General features: G+C 52.5%; 19 protein-coding genes and 1 tRNA gene. 7 read left to right on the top strand and 13 right to left on the bottom strand.

Going from position 1 to position 20,171, the window contains the following annotated elements; translation table 11 throughout:
• Positions 1–123: 123 nt before the first annotated feature.
• A complete protein-coding gene (locus BHAP_RS07760; RefSeq protein WP_094730161.1) occupies positions 124–978 on the bottom strand; it encodes an HAD-IIB family hydrolase in 855 nt (284 codons plus the stop codon).
• A 103-nt stretch (positions 979–1,081) separates the two neighbouring features.
• Here BHAP_RS07760 and BHAP_RS07755 point away from each other — a divergent pair, with 103 nt between their 5' ends.
• Positions 1,082–1,510: a metallopeptidase family protein gene (locus BHAP_RS07755; protein WP_094730160.1), complete on the top strand. Its 429-nt coding sequence runs from the start codon at positions 1,082–1,084 to the stop codon at positions 1,508–1,510.
• Between the two features lie 10 nt (positions 1,511–1,520).
• Here BHAP_RS07755 and BHAP_RS07750 read toward each other — a convergent pair whose 3' ends face one another.
• The 3 genes from BHAP_RS07750 to BHAP_RS07740 are packed head-to-tail and all read right to left on the bottom strand — an operon-like array spanning position 1,521 to position 6,597.
• Positions 1,521–3,047, bottom strand: coding sequence for a DUF5719 family protein (locus BHAP_RS07750; protein WP_094730159.1), 1,527 nt, complete (start codon positions 3,045–3,047; stop codon positions 1,521–1,523).
• Positions 3,044–6,253: a glycosyltransferase family 2 protein gene (locus tag BHAP_RS07745; protein WP_094730189.1), complete on the bottom strand. Its 3,210-nt coding sequence runs from the start codon at positions 6,251–6,253 to the stop codon at positions 3,044–3,046. The genes BHAP_RS07750 and BHAP_RS07745 overlap by 4 nt, the downstream gene beginning before the upstream one ends.
• Before the next feature lie 35 nt (positions 6,254–6,288).
• Positions 6,289–6,597 carry a WhiB family transcriptional regulator gene (locus BHAP_RS07740; RefSeq protein WP_094730158.1) on the bottom strand — a complete coding sequence of 103 codons (309 nt, stop codon included), beginning with the start codon at positions 6,595–6,597 and terminating at the stop codon, positions 6,289–6,291.
• A 292-nt stretch (positions 6,598–6,889) separates the two neighbouring features.
• Here BHAP_RS07740 and BHAP_RS07735 point away from each other — a divergent pair, with 292 nt between their 5' ends.
• The 3 genes from BHAP_RS07735 to BHAP_RS07725 all read left to right on the top strand — a co-directional run bounded on the left by BHAP_RS07735 (position 6,890) and on the right by BHAP_RS07725 (position 10,788).
• Complete coding sequence (locus BHAP_RS07735) at positions 6,890–8,359, top strand: LCP family protein (protein ID WP_094730157.1); 1,470 nt, start codon at positions 6,890–6,892, stop codon at positions 8,357–8,359.
• Between the two features lie 193 nt (positions 8,360–8,552).
• Positions 8,553–10,436, top strand: a complete 1,884-nt coding sequence (locus BHAP_RS07730) for an FtsK/SpoIIIE domain-containing protein (protein WP_338024691.1) — start codon at positions 8,553–8,555, stop codon at positions 10,434–10,436.
• Positions 10,437–10,512: 76 nt separating this feature from the next.
• Complete coding sequence (locus BHAP_RS07725) at positions 10,513–10,788, top strand: WhiB family transcriptional regulator (RefSeq protein WP_094730156.1); 276 nt, start codon at positions 10,513–10,515, stop codon at positions 10,786–10,788.
• Between the two features lie 90 nt (positions 10,789–10,878).
• Here the strand turns inward: BHAP_RS07725 and BHAP_RS07720 are convergent, their stop codons facing one another.
• On the bottom strand, positions 10,879–12,366 hold the full coding sequence (locus BHAP_RS07720; RefSeq protein ID WP_094730155.1) for a sensor histidine kinase: 1,488 nt from the start codon (positions 12,364–12,366) through the stop codon (positions 10,879–10,881).
• Positions 12,367–12,573: 207 nt separating this feature from the next.
• Here BHAP_RS07720 and trhA point away from each other — a divergent pair, with 207 nt between their 5' ends.
• Positions 12,574–13,479 carry a PAQR family membrane homeostasis protein TrhA gene (trhA, locus tag BHAP_RS07715; protein ID WP_094730154.1) on the top strand — a complete coding sequence of 302 codons (906 nt, stop codon included), beginning with the start codon at positions 12,574–12,576 and terminating at the stop codon, positions 13,477–13,479.
• 100 nt (positions 13,480–13,579) lie between these two features.
• On the opposite strand, the gene BHAP_RS07710 is transcribed toward trhA, so the two are convergent.
• The 4 genes from BHAP_RS07710 to BHAP_RS07695 all read right to left on the bottom strand — a co-directional run bounded on the left by BHAP_RS07710 (position 13,580) and on the right by BHAP_RS07695 (position 16,848).
• Positions 13,580–14,059: a GreA/GreB family elongation factor gene (locus BHAP_RS07710; protein ID WP_094730153.1), complete on the bottom strand. Its 480-nt coding sequence runs from the start codon at positions 14,057–14,059 to the stop codon at positions 13,580–13,582.
• 114 nt (positions 14,060–14,173) lie between these two features.
• Positions 14,174–14,575 (bottom strand): FKBP-type peptidyl-prolyl cis-trans isomerase, encoded by a 402-nt coding sequence (locus BHAP_RS07705; RefSeq protein WP_094730152.1) that lies wholly within the window; start codon positions 14,573–14,575, stop codon positions 14,174–14,176.
• A 156-nt stretch (positions 14,576–14,731) separates the two neighbouring features.
• Positions 14,732–16,189 (bottom strand): L-serine ammonia-lyase, encoded by a 1,458-nt coding sequence (locus BHAP_RS07700; RefSeq protein WP_094730151.1) that lies wholly within the window; start codon positions 16,187–16,189, stop codon positions 14,732–14,734.
• 92 nt (positions 16,190–16,281) lie between these two features.
• Positions 16,282–16,848 (bottom strand): hypothetical protein, encoded by a 567-nt coding sequence (locus BHAP_RS07695; protein ID WP_094730150.1) that lies wholly within the window; start codon positions 16,846–16,848, stop codon positions 16,282–16,284.
• Between the two features lie 227 nt (positions 16,849–17,075).
• Here BHAP_RS07695 and BHAP_RS07690 point away from each other — a divergent pair, with 227 nt between their 5' ends.
• Positions 17,076–17,381 (top strand): type II toxin-antitoxin system RelE/ParE family toxin, encoded by a 306-nt coding sequence (locus BHAP_RS07690; protein WP_094730187.1) that lies wholly within the window; start codon positions 17,076–17,078, stop codon positions 17,379–17,381.
• A complete protein-coding gene (locus BHAP_RS07685; protein ID WP_094730149.1) occupies positions 17,378–17,662 on the top strand; it encodes an addiction module antidote protein in 285 nt (94 codons plus the stop codon). Before BHAP_RS07690 ends, BHAP_RS07685 begins: the two co-directional genes overlap by 4 nt.
• Position 17,663: 1 nt before the next feature.
• Here the strand turns inward: BHAP_RS07685 and BHAP_RS07680 are convergent.
• The 4 genes from BHAP_RS07680 to BHAP_RS07665 all read right to left on the bottom strand — a co-directional run bounded on the left by BHAP_RS07680 (position 17,664) and on the right by BHAP_RS07665 (position 20,157).
• Positions 17,664–17,742, bottom strand: a tRNA-Leu gene (locus BHAP_RS07680).
• A gap of 98 nt (positions 17,743–17,840) precedes the next feature.
• Positions 17,841–18,860 carry a Ppx/GppA phosphatase family protein gene (locus BHAP_RS07675; RefSeq protein WP_094730148.1) on the bottom strand — a complete coding sequence of 340 codons (1,020 nt, stop codon included), beginning with the start codon at positions 18,858–18,860 and terminating at the stop codon, positions 17,841–17,843.
• A 38-nt stretch (positions 18,861–18,898) separates the two neighbouring features.
• Positions 18,899–19,465 (bottom strand): DUF501 domain-containing protein, encoded by a 567-nt coding sequence (locus BHAP_RS07670; RefSeq protein WP_094730186.1) that lies wholly within the window; start codon positions 19,463–19,465, stop codon positions 18,899–18,901.
• Positions 19,466–19,485: 20 nt separating this feature from the next.
• Positions 19,486–20,157: an FtsB family cell division protein gene (locus BHAP_RS07665; RefSeq protein WP_094730147.1), complete on the bottom strand. Its 672-nt coding sequence runs from the start codon at positions 20,155–20,157 to the stop codon at positions 19,486–19,488.
• Positions 20,158–20,171: the final 14 nt, after the last annotated feature.

Raw genomic sequence — 20,171 nt, 5'->3', positions numbered from 1 at the left:
CGTATCGTTGCCAGTGTTGTCCGTATGCTGCTTGTGATCCCAGTCATGTTCATAGCTTAGCGGAGAAATTGTTGAGGAGTCATTGTTGGCTCGGTTACACCAACTTTGGCATATGCTGGCAGACTACCCATTAGTCGGCTTCGTCGACAGCTCATCCTGCAATGCGTGAAGTGCTGGTAAGAGTTGGTCGAGCATGAGTAGTGTGTCGGCTGGGCTGGATACGCTGATCGCCCATGCTCCGGCGATGGCTGCTGGGTAGTCGTTGCCGCCGGGGGTCATGCGATCGCCTACGAAGACGATGCTGTCGACTGGGGTGTTGAGGATTTTACTCAGTTCGTGTACTGCGAATGACTTATCCATGCCTGGTAGTGATACGTCGATACTGGTGTATCCTCCCGAACGTACTTTGAGATGAGGTAAATCGCCTGCGACAGCATTGACGAGACGCTGTTTCTTGATATCGCCGGGGTCCCATGCTCGTTTTGCGGATTCGGGCGCGTTCTGTCCAAGGGCGGAGAAGGTGAGTTGGCTGCCTCGATCCTCGAATCGGGCTCCCCAGACGGTTGTTTCCCATAGTCCAAGTTCTCGTGCTCGTCGTTCGAGTGAGGTGCGTGCTGATCGGCGGTCTACCTCGCTTAAATCATGTGTGTATACGCAGGTCCATGATCCTGTCGTCTCATGTTCAGGCTTGTTCCACCTGTAGTATCGTGTGCCGCCGGTCGGCATGAGGTGTAACTGAGTCAAGTTAGCACGATCATGTACGACTTCGAGTATTTGGCTGACTACGAGTTCATACCGTCCACCGGTGACGACAGCTACTGGTAGGCAGTGTGTGAGCGCTGCGAATCGGTCAATCATTGCCGGAATCATGGGTTGTTTGGATGAGGCAAGCGTATTGTCAAGGTCAAAGGCGATAACTCGCATACGTGCCGCGAGTGCAATATAGTCGATATCATTCCACGAATGCACCACCGTCATGCGTGCCGCCTTTCCATATCATTACCACTTACACTACTCATGCATTACCCCGATGACAGTATCGTAACGCATGATGCCGTCGCCTTGGCCTATGGTGGAAAGCATGATTGAAGCTCCTTGGAATGCTCGCGTGTATCGTAACCGTCACGGACGGGGTACTCGCACGCCTATGTTTGGCACTCGCCTACCACGCTACCGTACGCGCAGTGGCATGTTTGATGACATGATGGCGGCTCAGATTCGTCGGCTCAATGACGCGTGGCCGCAACTCGTAAGACCAGTACAGTTCGCGGTTGAAGATGTACCACCATCGCAGCCGGCACCGTGGGAAACGGAACCTGATCTTAATTCACAGTATTTTCCGTCAGCGCATGGTGTTCCAGCGCGTATTGTGCTGTATCGTATGCCGATTCAAACGTTGGCGACAAGCCGCATGGATATGCAGCTGATTATCCGCGACGAGCTGGTAGAACGGCTAGCTGATCTGTATGGTCGCCGCCCCGAAGAGATCGATCCTGATTGGGGACTGTGATTGGTGTGAACTAGCGAACGATGGTTGGATCCTGTTCGACTTTGATTTGCGTAGTGCTTGCGTCGAGGGTGCTGGATGGCAACCATGCAAGACCGGCAAGATCAGCGTCATGAACAGCCGTATCGCTTACCCGCGCACCCCATACGATCTGACCGTTATCGTGTACGTCTAGTCGCAAGATAGTAGCTTTTGCGTTGATGGAAGACGCATCCATACTAGTAGCTGCGTAAGCTCCTAATGTCACGTCGTGCTTGCCAACCGGCGCACCATTGCTATCGTACGCCGTAATCGTGCCAGTAGCCTCGTCGTTGCCACTGTTCACCAACGTGAGTGACGCGTTAAGATCGCCCGGCACCGCAACAGCTGATACCGTATGAGTCACACCAGCATTCACTAAGGCGAAATCCTCTTGCCCGTCTTTACCGCTGCGCGTCAATTGCATGGTCATCGAAGATGGCGTATCCGATACGGCACGCAAAGCGAGCGCCCCTTCAGGAGCTTCTCCTAGATCAACAATCGTGACTTTGCCAGCGTCAAGTGGTTTGGTATCGGCTCGACGTTCTCCTTGTTCAGTAATCCAAGAGAACGTGGTGTTACCGCCTTGGTCGCTGTATGCGATGACGTTTACTCGATCACCTTGTTGCACGCCCGGCATCACGGAAACATTGGCCTTTGGGCTCACTGGTGTGGCATATTCTGTGCCGTGCGAGACAAGACCGTCCATAGTCACTACTCGCACTGATGCGGCAACGGGAGCCTGTTCACTAGATACTTTCACGTACAAGCCGTTTTGATCACTCGCAGCAGCAGACAAATCGAGCACGCTCTCCCCGGATGCCTTAACAGAAACACTTTCTCCAGTTGATAATGTCAGAGCTCCTTGATGGGAGGTACCCCATACCTGAAGCTGAACTGTGGTGGACTTATTAGAAGGGTTGGCAATAACGAGTTGCTGCGTAGTGCCTGTTGTAGTAGCAGGTAGGAGAAATTCATGTTCAAGCGCTGTAGAGGTGCACGAAGAGGCGGCGACACCTTTGAGATCACCATCGGTCGCCCATGATGCGCTTGATGCAACTGTTCCGGTGCCTGAAGCAGATTCCAACAAATGCGTTTGCATGAGCGTAGCCGTCTTGTCTACATCACCGGATGATGTGATGATACTGGTGTCATCTTGCGGTGCCGGCAATAGATCGCCACTGTGCGCCAGCGTACCGATTGACGACTGATAGATTGAACCAAACGCAGCATACCGCGCAGCAGACGCGATATTGCCAGCGCTCGGCTGGAATTCACTATCACCGAATGAACCACTGTCAGCCAAGCTCATGCGTGCTGGACAGTATGAAACGAGCTGTAACTGACTTACCGTTTGCGAAGAGGCTGAGCCGTTCGCTGCCACTTTGTCGAGCATCGATGGCAATGGTGTGATGATAGCCATGCCGCCAAGCGAGGCAAGAATAAGCGCTGAACTGATGATCGCAGCGCTCACCGTGAACCCGGTGCGCGTGGCACGATGACGCGGTGTTGGATCGCTCATGATTCCTCTCCTTGCGAATACCGGGTAGTGCCATGAGGCAATGCGACAAGGCAGTATAGTGCGACAATGATGCCTGCACAGATGAGCCACGCGTAACGCCATTGGCTTGATTGGGTACGTTCCTGCCATGAAGTGTCAATATTTTGGCTGTCAGCACTGCTGATAGTCAGACGATAGTATGTGCCGTTTGCGGCAGACACTACAGTTTGCGTACCTTCGGATGCGGTAACGTTACTGATCAACCGTTGAGCGGCACTGTTGTCATTATCAGATGGAGCGACACTGACGAATATGCCGCCAAAACCGAGCTGACTGATATCGATAATGGATTGTGCATCAGCTCCAGCGAGCAGGCGCGCCGCCGAACGCGACAGTATCGCATCGGTAGTATCCGTAGCATCTGTAGCATCCACATCCGAATGTGTTGACGTGTCAGATGAAGAGTTGGTATCTAACGCAAGCCGCAAACGTCGCACCGGTGAACTGTCAATAAGATCACCACGTCCACTACGTAAGACCGTAAACGCGACCGTGTCGTCTGACGACGCATGCAACGCAAGCACACGATGATCAGATCCTTGAGCTAAATAGTCCGTGGCAACCATTGGTAGTCCCGTATTGGAAACGTTTACGCTACGACGTGCTGATGCAGACCATGCATACCAGCCACATACGCTCACCGATAATGTCAAGATAGCTACGAGCATTACACGACCAGTGCGTGCCATTGCAGTGCGGGCAGCTACTCTTGCAGCCACTCGTTCAGCACGAAGTCCGGCAGCCGTATCATGAGCAGAGTCAATGCGATCAGCAGACTGACGCAGTAGCGTAAACCGTTTCACCGCAGCACCAGCCACCAAACACACGCAAGACAATAATCCCAGTATCATCATCATGAATCCAGGAAGCACCGAAGCAGCCACGTCGCCATCTGCATCAGCTGCAATCGCAATACGAGCACAGCACAACGCGAGAAGTCCACCTGCCAAACTAGTCACCCACATCAAGCGTGATGCACGCAATGCAAACGGAAGACACAGCGAGACAAGTGCAAGTACCACTATCAGCGCAAGTACCACTAGTAACGCCAGTGCTGGCCAGTTACCGGACAGTCGCATGGTCCATGCGTCATCGTTATCAAGACTCAGCGCGCGACCGATTACACCAAGCAAGTGAGCAGCAGCAGGACGTCCATCCACGCTACTGGACGGGATCATAATGTCACCGAAAATCTGCCGCCAGATACCTTCAGACCCATATTTAACAGCATTCACCAATGTCGGCGCGATCACGAACGCAGATGGCACAGGTATGAGCAGCAACATCACGCGATGACGACGAACAAAGAGCAAGAAGATCAGGAATGTAGCAATCAGCGGCAACAGTAACTGAGGTTCTGCGGCCACCACAGGGATAAAGCACAGTGAAGCAAGAGCTGCAGATTGAATCGAGCGATGCGGGTGGAGTTGATCTTCAGTGCGATACATCGCTACAGCGCGAAATGCGAATGCAAATGCAGCTGGCATGAACATAAGCACTGTGAGCATGGGTAGATTTGCCGTAGCAAACAAACCAGTAGCCATGCCAAGTCCAACCCACAGTAGCGATGCGGTAACACGTACACCATCAGAACGGGTAAATACACCAGCGAGCGCCCAGAATGAGAGTGTTGCGAGTGGTGCTGCGGCAAAGAAGATGAGCGCGAGGGCTGCAGCTGGTTGGCCGAGGGTGAAGAGTGAGGTAACGAGCCAGACGAGGAGCCAAGGGGTTGGGGGTGCGGGGATGCCGGTGCCAGCGCCGAATATCCACGGGGTGGTGGCGGCTTGGGCGAGTTGGTGGAAGGTTGCTGATGTGGGGAGCAGTTGAGCTGAGTAGATTGATGCACTGTCGCTGAAAGCTGCGGTGAGTGTAGTGCGATAGCTGATAGCGATGGCGAGGAATGCAATAAGTGCGGCACTGAGTGCAAGCCCCCAGCGGCGGATACGGCGACGGCGTAGGTGTGCGCGTGCAAGTGGGTTGAGCAGTATGGTGTGCTGTTGATCTTCGAGTGCTTGTGCGCGGTCTTTCCATTGGGCTTTTTGCTGGCGGCTTACGCTCAGCGCGGATAAGCGACTCATTGGCACGTTGCTGTGTGCCACGACGAGTCGGCGTGCCTTGATGGCACTTGGAATTGCAATGAGAGCGCGCCAAGGTAGGCCCAGTTCACATCCTGCTTTGTATGGGCGTTTGGCGAAGAGCTGTTCGAGTGCTTTGCCGATGGATGTGAGTAGACGCCATAGCCACAGTAGTGGCCATAGCAGTGTGGGGATGTCCGTGTAGAGGTATCGTTGTGCGGCGCTCATAACGGCCATTGCAGAGTGCAGTGGCTCTTGTTCGTCTACAGGTTCGCCGTTGCGGGTGCGGATACCCTCATAGCGTGCGCGTCGGTGGGCGATGCGTGCTTCAGGTACGACAACGACTCGGCCGCCGTCAAGGCAAATGCGGCGGCAGAAATCAGCGGATTCGCCGTAGGTGGTGAACCAGCGGTTGATACCGTCCATTGTGTGTAATGTTTCGACGGGCAGTAGCGCGCCGGCGAGTGAGACAGCGAAAACGTCTTGTCTCGTATCGTATTGTTCTTGGTCTTCTTCGCCGTCAACGACGAGTGATTCCAATCGGTGATGTCCAGCGTACATGCCGACGTTATGCAGATTGTTGGCTTGCCAGTCGAGTTGTTTACAGCCGAGGAGGGATGCTGCGGGATTGTTACGCCATGCATCGAGTAGCCGTGCCAGACAGGTGTCGTCAGCGGGTCGTGAGTCATCATGAAGCATCCACCATGCGCTGATAGTAGCGGGGAGTGCGGCTCGGGACATGCCGGTGCATACGGCATTGCTGAACGAGGTTGCTCCCTGAATTGGTATCACACGGATTTCAATATTGTGTGGTTGGGAAGAAGTTGTGTGTGAGTCGGCTGACGGCGTGATGGCAACATGGGTAAATACTGGCTGGCTTTTGCTTCCAGAGCAGTCAACGACGACGATTATGCCGGGAAGTACACGCTGGGATAGCACAGCACGTATCGTGTCTGGTAGAAAACGAAGATCATGCTCTGCCGTAATCACGGCTGCGACCGTGGGGTCGATATGCTGGCTGCTCGACTGAGCTCGGTTTGTCAGCAGGGCGGCAAGTACCTGTTCAATGTCGCTGTTGCCTGTGGAATTCATGGTTTCCAGTGTACGCATGGATGCGTCAAATGACGTCACGCCTGCTCCCTGTGCTCCTTCTTGTACCGACGACGTTCACGTTCGCTCATGCCACCCCAGATACCGAATCGTTCATCATGCTCAATAGCCCATTGCAAACATTGCTCGCGTACGGTGCACTGCGCACAAACCCGTTTGGCATCCCGTGTGGAGCCACCTTTTTCGGGGAAAAATGCTTCAGGATCAGTTTGGGAACAGAGTGCTTTGTGCTGCCAAGACACGTCACCGTCGGGATGGAACAGTCCCCATAGTTCACTCATTGCATGAGTTGGTTGTTCGGAGGAATCACCGACGACACCCCACATTCGTCTCCTCCTTATCTGATGAACTTGTATGATCGAATGTTCAACGACCAACCGTTAAATTACACACATGTGACTTGCGTTTTGTCAAGTCTTGTACCGTGTCATTACCATAACCGCGGTTAAAATGTGATAATACGCAGGCATGAACCTATGCTGGAATAGTGCATTGTGCTGTTCCTGCGTAGGATTCGCAACGTGCGGCAAGTGCAACACACACATGTGTCACAGTGTCATGAGGAAATTCGAGCGCAAACGGACACACGAACAGTCTTATAGGGAGGGCAACGACACCATGATTGACGGTAACGGAGGTATGAATCAGGCGACACCGCCCAGCTTCTCCCCGTCCAGCGGTCGACGTCGTGGTTCTACTCAATCGTCCACGTCTGATGCGCGCTCCAGTCAAGCGCAGCCTCAAGCCCGTCAATCAGTACCATCTGATTCGGTTACGGTTCCGCCGTCATTTTCACCGGCTGCACCGCGAGTACGTTCCGTTAATGATGCAGCACATCAATCATCTTCCGTCTCTACAGCTGCATCAGCACCGCAAACACCACACGTGCCAGCATCAGGTACGCCGCGTTCATATGCGCCTCGCAGTTACGAGCCACAATCTCGTCAACCTCGTCGTTCCTCTGGCTCAACACAGTCCACAGCCCCTACTCCAGCCGCTTATCATGCTCGTCCTGCGATGACCACACCGAGCAATGCTAGATTCGCCACGGCTTCTCGCATCGAACCCGCGAAATCAGGCGCGCATTTTCAGTCGTCAGCGTCGACAGCCGTCGCACGCTCCCCTCGCCCCGGTCGTGTGCGTCATGTGGTGCTGGTAACGCTTGCTATTCTTGTTGCGCTTCTCATATTTGGTGTGTTTGGCGCATGGAATTGGGCAAATGGCAAGATTGGACGCGCTTCGTGGCTCACCAATATGGCAGATTCGTCGGGAGCATCATCGTGGTTGCTTGTCGGTTCTGATAAACGAGACAATACGGAAGGTGTTGCTGGAGCTGACGATCCGACAGTTACGGGATTCCGTACTGATACGCTTCTTGTGCTCACCAAGCCAAAGAACGGTCCGAGTTCGCTGATTTCTATTCCACGTGACTCTTTAGTGACCGTGGATGGGCAGTATATGAAGATTAATTCGGTTGCTCAAGTGTATGGCAATCAAGCATTGGTCGGCCAAATCGAGCAGATTACCGGTCAGAAGATTGATCACGTGGCTGAAATCCAGTTCGGCGGATTGAAGAATATGGTTGATGTGATCGGCGGCGTGAATCTATGCTACGACCAGACTGTTGATGATCTGTATTCAGGGTTGAAGTGGACAGCTGGATGTCACGATGCAGACGGTACAACCGCGTTAGCATTCTCTCGTATGCGTTATTCGGATGCCCAAGGCGATTTTGGCCGTGCGGCACGTCAACGCCAAGTTATTGCAGCGGTAATGAAAAAAGCTTTAAGCTCATCCACTTTGCTTAATCCTGCAAAAGTTGCCAAACTGGCAGATGCGTCACTGTCTGCCGTCACAGTGGATGAGGATACGAATCCCATGACGTTAGCGTCGATGGCGTTCGCGTTCCGTGATGCTACTGGAGATGGTGGTGTGACCGGTAGCTTGTATTGGTCGAATCCTGATTACTACGTCGATGGGGTTGGCTCGTCAGTATTGCTCGATGATGCGGCAAATACTAAGTTATTCTCCCAACTGGCTGCTGGCAGTCACGCAAGCGGTGAAGTGGGCACGTTAGCTGAACAGTGACCTGCGAGTCATTACTTTGCTCACGAATTCATGACGCGAGACACTAGAAGCTCTTATCCTGCGTAAATTCGTTTTACGGCGTGTCGCGAGCGCAAACTGTTGTCTCATAAGGCGACACGCCGTGTGAAAACCGTTCGACCACATACCTCGTTTTCGCTTGTGTAACGTCATTCGAGCCTGCACAGTGGCAGGTATGGGTATGGCGAAACGTTTGGTGCCGAAACAGCAACGTCGGCGCGTTCACGACCGATTAGCGATAATAGCTGCGGCCGCACCGATTGCTGCCCAATTCATCATGTTGGTGGCTATGCTGGTTGAGCGTCGATGGATGTTTGCGATGATGGTCGTTCCCGGTTTGATTGGGTGTGCAGCATCGGCTGCACTCATGGCTGTGCGTGCATCGAACACTACAGGCGGTATTGATGAGTCAGGACAGATCAACACTGTAGATACGAGTTATAACTCAGCGGATACAGTATCTGAGAAGGACAGTGCTCAAATTTTCACTGCTATTGATTGCCCATCATGGCAGACGCTTGCCTTGCCTCCGATCAGTGTTGAACCGCTACGTTGGCGGCATATCGTGCGCATGTGGCTGCACAAGCCAAGTCTTGATGTAGCACTCGGTATGGGAGTATCTGATGTATTCCGGCTTGATCTAGCCCGTCATGGACCGCATGCAATGGTTGCTGGTACGACTGGTTCTGGCAAGTCAGTGCTGTTGCAGACGTGGTGTATTGCCTTGGCGTGCCGTAATCCGCCGACTAGGTTGAATTTTGTGTTTCTTGATTTTAAGGGTGGTGCTGCGTTTGATCAGTTGGCACGTTTGCCGCATGTGGTGGGCAATGTGTGTGATCTTGATCTTGCTCATGCAACTCGCGCTTTGCATGCTCTTGAAGCGGAACTTCAACGTCGTGAGCGTATCGTGGCTGAGCATCGTTGTGGTGATGTGCGGTATTTGGCTGAGCCGCCGCCTCGGCTGATTATTATGGTTGACGAGTTTCATGCGTTGCGCAGTCAGCTGCCGGATTATGTTGATCGTTTGGTGCGTATTGCGTCGCTTGGACGTTCGCTTGGTATGCATTTGGTGGCGTGTACGCAAAATCCTGCGGGACAAATCAGTGCTGATATGAAGGCGAATATTGCTGTCAATATTTGCTTGCGTGTGCGAGATTCGATGCAATCGTCAGAATTGTTGGGTTCGACGGCTGCAGCTGGTATTAGTCCATCATTGCCAGGTGCTGCGTATTGTGCTGATGGTGAAACCATGTCACCGTTTATATGTGCGCAGACTCGTGACATGGATGCGTTAGTTGATGCTGTATGTTCAGCGCAACACTTCTGTGGATTTCCCTCTCAGCAACGCTTGTTCAGCCCACCACTGCCGAAGATTGCGCGTCTAGAGGCAGCAGATGTAATTGCGTTGACTAGCGATGATCGCAAGAATGCAGTTCATGCGAATGATGCGGATATACGTGTGCCGTTTGCTCTCGGTGATGATGGTGTGAACGTGAATCTGACGCGGCTGCTCTTGCGTGGCAATATTGCCATTATCGGACAGCATGGTCGTGGTCGTACAACGGTGTTGGCAACGATCGCCGCTATGTTGCGCTCGATGCCTGGCATACGATTGCGACACGCGTATCGCAGTGTACGTGGCATGACTGTTGAGAATGTTCGCCAGTCAGTATCGATTACAGTGAATGTCACTAATACTGCTCCCCCACCGTATCCGCGCACCATATGGCTTGTGGATGATGCCGATGAGTTACTTGACCCGTTAAGCAGTGATGCGCTGTGTGCTGAATTCAGTCAAGCATTGCATGATCCACGTGTCACTGTGGTGTTTACGGTTACTTCGTCACGCTATGTACGTGTTCCTGAACATGGTACGACACGCATTGTGTTCCCCACTGGTGACCGCTCTGTTGACCTTATGGATGGCATACCAGCCGAAATACTTGCCCGATTCGCTGCGACGGATGCCGATATTCCCGGACGCGCTGTATTGGTAGAACGGGGGCATGCTATGCCAGTACAATGCATTGTTTTACAATCCGTGAGCGAATCCTCTTGAAAAGTCGACAGTTTCGTGGTTACCTGTGTAGTGGATTTCATTATGGGCCCGCGGGGGCCTCAAGGAAGGCGAGACGATGAGCAGTGCTTATGACTGGCGTGCCAAGGCGGCGTGCCGTGACAAAGATCCAGAGTTGTTCTTTCCAGTAGGCAACACTGGGCAAGCATTTCGGCAGATTGAGGATGCTAAGGCTGTCTGCCGTACTTGCAAGGTGATTGACGCGTGCTTGAAGTGCGCGTTGGATACGAATCAAGATTACGGCGTATGGGGTGGTTTAAGCGAAGATGAGCGTCGTGCTTTGAAGCGTCGCGCGATGCGCGCTCGTCGTTCGCAGGCGCTGCAGAATCTCTGATCATTCATACGGCTATAACCGTTAAACAAGCCCCGCAATCCATCTACGATTGCGGGGCTTCTTACATCTCATTCGAAAATACCCAGAATACTATTCTTCCTGTGCTGCACGCAGCTTCATCTCGAGCACCACACGCGTGCCACCTTCGCGACGCGGCTCCCATCGTACGGAACCGCCAAAATCGTTGGTCACAAACGTGTTGATGATCTGCGTGCCCAGTCCAGAGCCAGACGAACGTGCCATGCCGTGGCTTTCCTCGGTCGCAAGTCCTGAACCGTCATCTTCTACAACTACATTGAGGTTGGCACCGGAACGGCCTACAGAAATGACGATGTGACCTTCTTTACGTCCCTCAAAACCATGCTCGACCGCGTTAGTAATCAACTCAGTCAACACCAGTGACAACGGGGTAGCATCCTGTGCCGGCATCATACCAAACTGGCCAACATACTCGATGTTGATATGCTGATCGCGCATTGTTGCCAGATCAACGCTCATCTTCAGCAGGTTGGAAATCACCTTGTCGAAGTCGACGATTTCGTCAGCAGTTTGGCTTAACCCTTCATGCACCATTGCGATGGTTTGCACGCGTCGCTGTGCCTCTTCCAGTTCTTTCTTGACTTCCTCAGACTTGGTTTTGCGCGCCTGCAATCGCAGCAGTGCAGAGACTGCTTGCAGATTATTCTTGACACGATGATGAATTTCCGAGATGGTCGCATTCTTAGTCTGCAATTCCTGTTCACGACGACGCAGCTCAGTGACGTCACGACAGAGGATAATCGCACCGGTACGTCCGTTCGTATCATACAACGGCATAGAGCGCATGGATACAGCAGAGTTGTTAGCGTTGAGCTCGGAGTCAACAGCCGCTTTACCGCTTAATACCAGAGGTAGCGATTCAGGCAGCGGATCGTTCTCATGAAGTAATTGAGTACCAACCTCGCTCAAGAGCTTGCCTTGCATCGGGTCGAGTGATCCAAGACGACGGAAACAGCTAATCGCGTTAGGCGAGGCATAACGTACCACACCATCGTCAGTGAGCACGATGAAACCGTCGGCTACGCGCGCGTTATGCCGTTGACTCATCACGGAATCCATATATGGGAACTGGCCTCGCGGAATCATCTCGTACAGCTGCTTACCAGCGTTGATGCTTTCTGATTCGTTACGACCGTTGGACTCGCGTGTTGCCATATTGGTTTCGCGCACAACGAGACCAAGTGTCTTGCCATTGTGATGCACTGGCGCGTACACGTTGCACACTGTGGATTTGCCGACATTACGCAGCACTGTAGAACGAAAGACCACGGCCGAACGCATCGCTGCATCCAGCTCGCCGACCATGTCTGCAGGAACGGGCTTTCCAACTACATCTTCAGTTCGCAGTGTTGCCACTGTAGATGGACGACATTGTTCTGCTACCACATAGTCTCCGTTACCATTTTGCAAAATGAGTAGCAAGTCAGCGAAACTGAGGTCAGCAATGACCTGCCAGTCGGCTACCAGATGATGAAGCCATTCGCGGTCCGTGTCATCGAAATCGGGTCGGGTCGCAAGTACTTGGGTAAAATCTGCCATACGGTCCATCATACGCAATACCACGCCGTGACTGCACACTGTTGTGACAATCTGTAGTCCAGTTAATATGACGATGAATAACGATTACCATCAGCATTTCTTGACAAAAACGATTATTACGTTACCGTAGGTTACGGTAACGTAGGTTATGATAGTGAGTAATTACGTACAGTAATGATCCACAATCAAGCAACGGGGAGGAGCAAAATGACAGTCTCCAAAGAAGAAGTCGCACGTAAACAGGCGGCCATAACAGCAGCACGCGATGCTGCAACCCGTGCACGCGAAGCAGCGCTACAAGCCAAAGCAGACGCAGTACGCATCCGCGCAAAAGCTAAAGCGGAACGTATCCGCCGCCGCGCCGACGAACATGCCTTATCTGTAATTGCTAAAGCAGAAACCCGTGCCGCACGGCTCGAAGGCATCTCCCCCGCTGAAGTCGAACGCAAAATCAGACTTGACGTACATGGTCGCCCGAAGCCAATGCTGCGCGGATGGATTCACGCCGTTGCCGCACCGCTCGCACTGGCAGCTGGCATCGTGCTCATTTGTCTTGCACAAGGCGCAGGGCTTAAATGGGCATGCGCTGTGTTCATGACGTGTTCGCTGGTTTTGTTCACCAACTCAGCCGCCTACCATTTAGGTGACTGGTCGCCGCGCGTCACCGACGTACTGCGCCGTATTGATCATATGAACATTTTCCTGCTCATCGCCGGCACCTACACGCCAGTATCGTTTGCACTCGAGCCACGCTGGCGTAACGCTATTATCATCGGCATGTGGTCATGCACGCTTGTCGCACTGATCATTCATGTGATCTGGATTGGCGCGCCGCGCTGGTTGTATGTCATCGTATACATCGTGTTTGGCGTGTCTGGAGTAGCGTTCATGAGCTTGTTCTGGACGTCACCTTATGCAGGACCTGCCGTGGTGATTCTACTCGGCTCCGGAGGCGCATGCTATATCGCGGGCGCAATTGTGTACGGCTTACGCAAGCCAGACCCGTGGCCACGCGTGTTTGGCTTCCACGAGATTTTCCATACCGGTACTGTCGCCGGATACGCATGCCATATGGTCGCGATCTATATGGTGATCGTCTCACTGTGGCAGTAACTCAGTCCTATTGATAAGAAAACCGACACATGCCACACACAGGCTCTCAGATGTCTAGGCTCCCCTTGTCAGGAGAGCCATTTTCGTTTAAACAAGCTCACTACTCGAGTGGCTTCGCATCCTTAACAGTTACGCTAATCGTGCGGCCGTTCGGCGCCTGATAGCTGACCGTATCCCCAGCCTTGGCACCCATAATAGCTTTGCCAATCGGCGATTCTTCACTGAGTACGTCATACTTGGTGACCGAAGCCATGTCTCGCGCGCCCAGCACGTATGTCATCTCGTTACCAGCCAGCTCGATGGTCACCAACGAGCCATTGCCAACAATGCCAGCCTTCGGAGCTTCCACGATCTTTGCATTACGCAGTTTGACCGTCAGCTCGTTAATGCGGCCCTCATTTTTGCTCTGCTCTTCACGAGCAGCCTGATAACCACCGTTTTCAGACAGATCACCCTCAGCACGCGCCGCAGCAATACGCTTGGTAATCTCGTCACGGTACTGTCCTTCGCGATATGCGAGCTCATCCTTCAGCTTGTCATAAGCGTCCTGCGTAAGCGGGACGACTTTCTCCTCACCCATGATTCCTCCTTAGTTGACGCATAGTATCAATGGTGTATGGTACGAAAAAAGCGCCGACTTGCGCCGACGCGTCCACGCTTCGAGAATCGAGCGTGATTCGATCCGAGACGAATGTCAGCGGGTCGAGATGATGTCGATCACGAACACGAGCGTGTCACCGCCGCCGATGCCGGCCTGCGGGACGCCCCGCGAGCCATAGCCGTATTCCGGCGGGATTGAGACGACCAGACGCGAGCCAACATTGTGCCCGGGCACAGTCTGATCCCAACCCTTGATGACTTGACCGACACCAATGCCAAAGCTGACAGGCTGGTGACGAGCAAAGCTCGAATCGAATGGATCGGTCTTGCCCCAGACAACACCGTGATAGTTCACAGTCACCGTGTCGCCGCGACGCACCATCGGACCGTCGCCTTCCACTAGCTCAACAACTTTGAGACCAGCTGGGGCCTCTCCGTCAAACGAGATGGACGGCGTAGCACCGAATTCGGCGTTAACCTTGGGCATGTTCGCCATGTGTTCCTCCTTAGTGACGCACAATGTACATGAGAATACCCGCGCCACGCCGACCTTGCAACCGCACTCACATTCTCATAACACAATGTCACGCGAAAGCATACGATACGCGACGCAAACAGGCAGTTTCTCACTTATTGAGCTCTCAACAAAAACTCAGCACTCGACGACATTAACCGCGAGCCCTCCTTCAGAAGTCTCCTTGTATTTCGCCATCATGTCTTCGCCTGTATCCTTCATCGTTTTGATGGCTTGGTCAAGACTGACAATATGCGAACCGTCACCGAGCATAGCCATACGCACCGCATTAATCGCCGTATTCGCTGCCATTGCATTGCGCTCAATACACGGAATCTGTACGAGTCCGCCTACTGGGTCACAAGTCAATCCCAAATTGTGTTCTATGCCAATCTCAGCCGCATTTTCCACTTGAGCCGGATTACCACCCATCACCGCACATAAGCCAGCAGCAGCCATCGAACAGGCAACACCAACTTCACCTTGACATCCAACTTCAGCGCCAGAAATCGACGCGTTACGCTTAAACAGATAGCCGATTGCACCAGCGGTGAGAAGAAAAGTGACGACACCATCTTCGTCAGCCGCATCAACAAAATGCCAGTAATACTGGAGCACAGCCGGAATAATACCAGCTGAACCATTCGTTGGTGCTGTTACAATGCGCCCTCCCCCAGCGTTTTCTTCGGATACGGCGAGCGCGAACAGATCGACCCATGCGGCGTCTGATGCTTCGAGTGCTGCGTCGAGTCGGTGATTTCGTTTGAGTACGTCGCTGTTGGCGGCCAGTCGTGCGTACATTTTGGGCGCACGTCTGGGTACGTCGAGACCACCCGGCAGTGTGGCCAGTTCGCTGGTGCATCCGTTGGTGACACAGTCGTGCATAGTATGCCATACGTTGATGAGGTCAGCACGTACTTCGTTGGCTGATCTGGTGACAGTTTCGTTTGCCCAGACGAGTTCGGCGATGGATATGTTGTGTGTGTGACAGAGTGCGACGAGTTCGTCGCCTGATGTGAAGTTGTAGGGTACGTGTGGTCCAAAGTCGGTAGATGAGCTTTCATCTTGGTCAGCGAAGGAGGTGCCTGCTGGCGGCCGGTCGTGTATACCGATCATGAGATCGTCGGGGTGTCCTTGTCGGATGAATCCGCCGCCGATGGAGTACCAGACTTGTTCGTCGACGAGGTTGCTGGCAGTATCAAAGGCTTGGAATCGCATGCCGTTGGGGTGCGCGGCCATGCGTTGCCAACGTTCAAAAATAATGTCGCGATCATAGTCGAAGGCGACTGGATGAGTACCGGCGAGGTTAAGTGTGCCGTTAGCTTCGCATTCTTGGCGGATGGTGAGTACATGGTCAGTGTTGACTGTTGCCGGTAATCCACCTTCGAGACCGGCCATAATGGCATGATCCGTGCCGTGACCGAGTCCAGTTAACGCGAGAGAACCATAGAGTACGACTCGGATACGGTGTACACGGTTAAGCGCGCCGGATGAGACAAGGGACGTGGCGAATCGTTGACCGGCGACCATTGGGCCTACGGTATGCGATGAGCTCGGGCCGACACCGATTTTGAACATATCGAGAATACTGAACATCACTGTCAGTATAGCGAGTCCATATGTCGGACGATGCAGTGATGTTATCAGTAAGTTTTATTGAGCAATATACGTTTCTATGTTTGTCCATATCAGGACAGTGCGCTTATCGTCAGCCCATAGATAATACCGCCGAGCACAGCGAATGCAACAGTCACTACTCCGATCACGATAACCGTGGTACGTCGTGAGGCAAGTCTACTCGGTAGAATCGCACCGAAGAAAAACGCGACGAATCCTGCTGCGGCACAGTTAACGCCTATACCAAGTTTGGCAGCACTGGTGAGTGCGATACCGTGAGCTGGCACGATGATTGCATTGATTACAGCAGGAAATACTGCATATCCCCAAGCCGCGAATCCGATCAGGCCAGCTAACGCATAGACAAACGGCAGAATTTTAGGAATGTCTAATCGATCAGTCAATGATTCCACCGCCCACAGCAGGATGAATCCAACAGTGTAGGTGAAGGCCACCGCAAACAAGTCAGCGACAAGAAACCACGGCAATATGTTGAAAGCATTGCCGGACATACGCACATAAATTGGTGCACTGACCAGCTCACAGATGCATAGTACGCCAGCTATGATGATTGCCTGCACCAGCATCTGCGGCAAAGCATCGTTTGATTCACGGCGTACTGCCAACCAATCAGTCATGAGCAACTCCCTCCGCATCTCAACGACTAGAAAACGGTCATTCCTATACGAGCGGACAGTCTACGATAACCAAGAAAACCCAATGTTTCCGAACGCCGTTATTTTTGGCAACTCATCGTCACTTAAGTGCCTCCGATAGGACTCGAACCCACAAGAAAATAAAGTTCCAAGTCAATCGAACATTACATAAATTGACAAATATGTATCTCATAGGATACGATATAACAATGGAAATTGAACAATCCGCTGAATTTGCAAAGTGGTTCAGAAAACTTAAGAACCGCGAGGCAAAAGCTGCCATTATGGCCCGTCTTGACGCATGCAAGATCGCCGGCAAACCACTTGGCGACATTAAACCCACAGGAGGACCCGTTAGCGAAATGCGATTCCATTTCGGAGCTGGCTACCGCGTCTATTTTGCTATGCGCGGTAACGTGCTAATGCTACTGCTAGCCGGTGGAGACAAAAGCACTCAGCAATCCGATATCAAACACGCTCACGACATTCTCAACAACTATAAGGAGCAGCAATGAGTACACAATTCACCAATTACGATACAAGCGAATACCTTGAGGATGAGCAAGACATCCTCGCTTACCTCAACGCCATCGCTGAATACGATGATCCCGCACTCATGCAGGAAGCACTCGGTAATGTTGCTAAAGCGAGGGGTATGACTCAGATCGCTAAAGAAGCCGGCGTCGGACGCGAAAGCCTCTACAAGAGCCTCAGCAAAGACGGCAATCCGAGCTTCCAGACCATCCTCAAGGTTATCCACGCGCTCGGCGGACGCATCAGCATCCAAGCCGCTTAAGTGCCTCCGATGGGACTCGAACCCACAAGCCGAAGCGGTCGATTTTAAGTCGACTGCGTATACCATTTCGCCACGGAGGCGCTGACCGAAAACGATCAACCGTACCATTGTACGACATCAACTCTAGTTCGGCATGTCGCGTCATGCCGAACTGCAACGATCGCTCTCGTAACACGAGTTATTGCGCCAGTAAACGCCTGCCATAATCAAGCACGATACCGTCGAGCAAGCCATGTTCACTCGATACGAACGAATCAATCGACGTACCATGATCAGCCTCGGCAGCCGCTGACACTTTAGCAAGAACGCGGCTCCAAACGAGAGCTCCACCGCCTACCACGTCAATACGTCCCGGATGAATAGTCTTATACGTACGCCGTTCAGCGCGAGTCATGCGAAGGAACCGATCATCAACAGCGAACGCATCCTCAAGACTCAACCTCACACCATCAACTGCCCGATGATCATATTCTTTCAAACCGAGCGCCAGCGCAGTCATCGTGGTGACCGTTCCCGACACACCGATAATCGTACGCGTTTTACCCGCTGGTACCGTTTGAAATGCTTCATCAATGTGCGCGTCAATATCAGCAATTGTTTCATCGATTTCTTGCTGCGTAGGCGGATCAGAGTGTAAATGACGTTCAGTCATACGAACTGAACCAATATTCATTGAAAATGCCGCTTCTACTTGCGTATCCGGCACATGAACACCATCGCCACCGAGCACAAGTTCCGTCGAGCCTCCACCCAAATCAACCACAAGGAACGGTGCATCAAGTTGTGTACGTGGCACCACGCTCGTAGCACCGAGAAAACTCAAATCAGCTTCTTCGGTACCGGGAACGACTTCAGGACGCACCCCAAGAATCCGTTCGATCTCATTCTCAAACTCATCACGATTCTCAGCGTCACGCGTTGCTGACGTAGCTACAAATCGCAATCCATCAACCGGATGTGCAGACAGAATCTGCGCAAATTCGCGGGCCGCAGCATACGCACGTTCCAACGCTTCGTCAGCAAAACGATGCGTTTTATCAACATCCTGCCCGAGTCTAATCACGCGTAGCGTACGCGGCACGATATCGTGCATACCGTCCGCATCCACACGCGCAATCTTGAGCCTGATCGAATTCGTGCCGCAATCAATACCTGCGACCGTTACTGAATGCTGATCCGAATGCCGATTATCATTCATCGCACAGCCTCTCCCCCTATGTCTGGTAACAGCCAATATTATTCAGCATCAACTGAACAACGGCATACATGCGGATCGAATTCGTCAGCAATACGAGCCAATGTCATGTCACCGATCGGATTCACACCTTCGCCCATAACCAACGTTTGCGCGAGTAACGCATGCAGGCATTTAACGCGGACCGGCATACCGCCCGCGCTAATACCCGCGATATGCGTTTCATCATCGCCAAGACGGACGGCCAGTTCGTGACGGAACGCAAGATAGAGATCATGCGCACGCTGATATGCAGCACGCAAACGATCGCCATCCTCACCCTCTTGAGCGAGCAACGCATTATAGTCAGCCATCACACCGTCTGCTTCCACGTGAGAAACGGCCTTGACCACTTCCGGACCAGTGAGGTAACAAGTAGTCGGGAATGGCACACCTCCGGGCAGCATGGGCCGAGTGACGACCGCGAGCGGCCGACCGCACACACACCGCGCACCGACCGCAACCATACCACGAGGGAAACGTCCAAGTTGACGTTCGACGATAGCGACGTCGTGATCGTTGGCAGGATTAGCCATAATACGATCTGCGAGTGCTGCTGCTTGGTCCATAATCGTGGTATCAAGATTCGTCACTGTTGTTGGTCCTCCGTATTGGTGTCGGTCGTAGTGGTTTCGGATTGGTTAGATTGATCGGTCGTATTGTTCGTAGTTGAATGTGTTTCTGTGCTCGTTTGTTCGGGTCGTTTGTCCGCTTGTTCAAACGAGTACGCTAATTCACTGTACCAAGGCAAGGCTTTTTTGGTAGTGCGTGACGTCGTGTCTATATTGGTATCAGTGGAAGTTGTATCACCAGTTACTGCTTCGGGATGGAGTACATGTACCACTTGTTCACCGGGGAATACAAAACCGAGCTTTTCACGAGCTTGTGCTGCAACATAAGCTTTGTCATCCCACCGAGTGATGTTGTTTTCAAGTTCTTGTTTTTGCGCGATAAGTGATGCTTCTTCGCGTTTCAAACCGTTGAGTTCGGACACACTGATTGCATATGTGTAGAACGTCGACAGCAGTTGGATAGTTCCCAACGCGACAATAAAGAGCGCAATAAAAAACACGATTGGACCGCTACTACGGGTTTTGGTTTTCGTGAACGTGCGCTTGTCTGTTTTGTTTATTGTCGCTGTGCGCGATGATCGCGACGAGAATCCAGTCGTTTTGGCGGCACTTTTGATTTTTTTGTTACTACCTCGGGATTTACCAGATGTCGATCGTGCACTCATAGGTAATAAAAATACCCGTCGCATTCGACTGAGAATGC

The organism is Bifidobacterium hapali, from assembly GCF_002259755.1.
Lineage (GTDB): Bacteria > Actinomycetota > Actinomycetes > Actinomycetales > Bifidobacteriaceae > Bifidobacterium > Bifidobacterium hapali.
This window is presented reverse-complemented; position numbering and strand designations above follow the sequence as displayed.

What these genes read in the sequence shown, in the direction of transcription:
- BHAP_RS07760 (WP_094730161.1), bottom strand. Translation starts at nt 978, where the DNA reads ATGACGGTGGTGCATTCGTGGAATGATATCGACTATATTGCACTCGCG.
- BHAP_RS07755 (WP_094730160.1), top strand. Translation starts at nt 1,082, where the DNA reads ATGATTGAAGCTCCTTGGAATGCTCGCGTGTATCGTAACCGTCACGGA.
- BHAP_RS07750 (WP_094730159.1), bottom strand. Translation starts at nt 3,047, where the DNA reads ATGAGCGATCCAACACCGCGTCATCGTGCCACGCGCACCGGGTTCACG.
- BHAP_RS07745 (WP_094730189.1), bottom strand. Translation starts at nt 6,253, where the DNA reads ATGAATTCCACAGGCAACAGCGACATTGAACAGGTACTTGCCGCCCTG.
- BHAP_RS07740 (WP_094730158.1), bottom strand. Translation starts at nt 6,597, where the DNA reads ATGTGGGGTGTCGTCGGTGATTCCTCCGAACAACCAACTCATGCAATG.
- BHAP_RS07735 (WP_094730157.1), top strand. Translation starts at nt 6,890, where the DNA reads ATGATTGACGGTAACGGAGGTATGAATCAGGCGACACCGCCCAGCTTC.
- BHAP_RS07730 (WP_338024691.1), top strand. Translation starts at nt 8,553, where the DNA reads ATGGGTATGGCGAAACGTTTGGTGCCGAAACAGCAACGTCGGCGCGTT.
- BHAP_RS07725 (WP_094730156.1), top strand. Translation starts at nt 10,513, where the DNA reads ATGAGCAGTGCTTATGACTGGCGTGCCAAGGCGGCGTGCCGTGACAAA.
- BHAP_RS07720 (WP_094730155.1), bottom strand. Translation starts at nt 12,366, where the DNA reads ATGGCAGATTTTACCCAAGTACTTGCGACCCGACCCGATTTCGATGAC.
- trhA (WP_094730154.1), top strand. Translation starts at nt 12,574, where the DNA reads ATGACAGTCTCCAAAGAAGAAGTCGCACGTAAACAGGCGGCCATAACA.
- BHAP_RS07710 (WP_094730153.1), bottom strand. Translation starts at nt 14,059, where the DNA reads ATGGGTGAGGAGAAAGTCGTCCCGCTTACGCAGGACGCTTATGACAAG.
- BHAP_RS07705 (WP_094730152.1), bottom strand. Translation starts at nt 14,575, where the DNA reads ATGGCGAACATGCCCAAGGTTAACGCCGAATTCGGTGCTACGCCGTCC.
- BHAP_RS07700 (WP_094730151.1), bottom strand. Translation starts at nt 16,189, where the DNA reads ATGTTCAGTATTCTCGATATGTTCAAAATCGGTGTCGGCCCGAGCTCA.
- BHAP_RS07695 (WP_094730150.1), bottom strand. Translation starts at nt 16,848, where the DNA reads ATGACTGATTGGTTGGCAGTACGCCGTGAATCAAACGATGCTTTGCCG.
- BHAP_RS07690 (WP_094730187.1), top strand. Translation starts at nt 17,076, where the DNA reads ATGGAAATTGAACAATCCGCTGAATTTGCAAAGTGGTTCAGAAAACTT.
- BHAP_RS07685 (WP_094730149.1), top strand. Translation starts at nt 17,378, where the DNA reads ATGAGTACACAATTCACCAATTACGATACAAGCGAATACCTTGAGGAT.
- BHAP_RS07675 (WP_094730148.1), bottom strand. Translation starts at nt 18,860, where the DNA reads ATGAATGATAATCGGCATTCGGATCAGCATTCAGTAACGGTCGCAGGT.
- BHAP_RS07670 (WP_094730186.1), bottom strand. Translation starts at nt 19,465, where the DNA reads ATGGACCAAGCAGCAGCACTCGCAGATCGTATTATGGCTAATCCTGCC.
- BHAP_RS07665 (WP_094730147.1), bottom strand. Translation starts at nt 20,157, where the DNA reads ATGCGACGGGTATTTTTATTACCTATGAGTGCACGATCGACATCTGGT.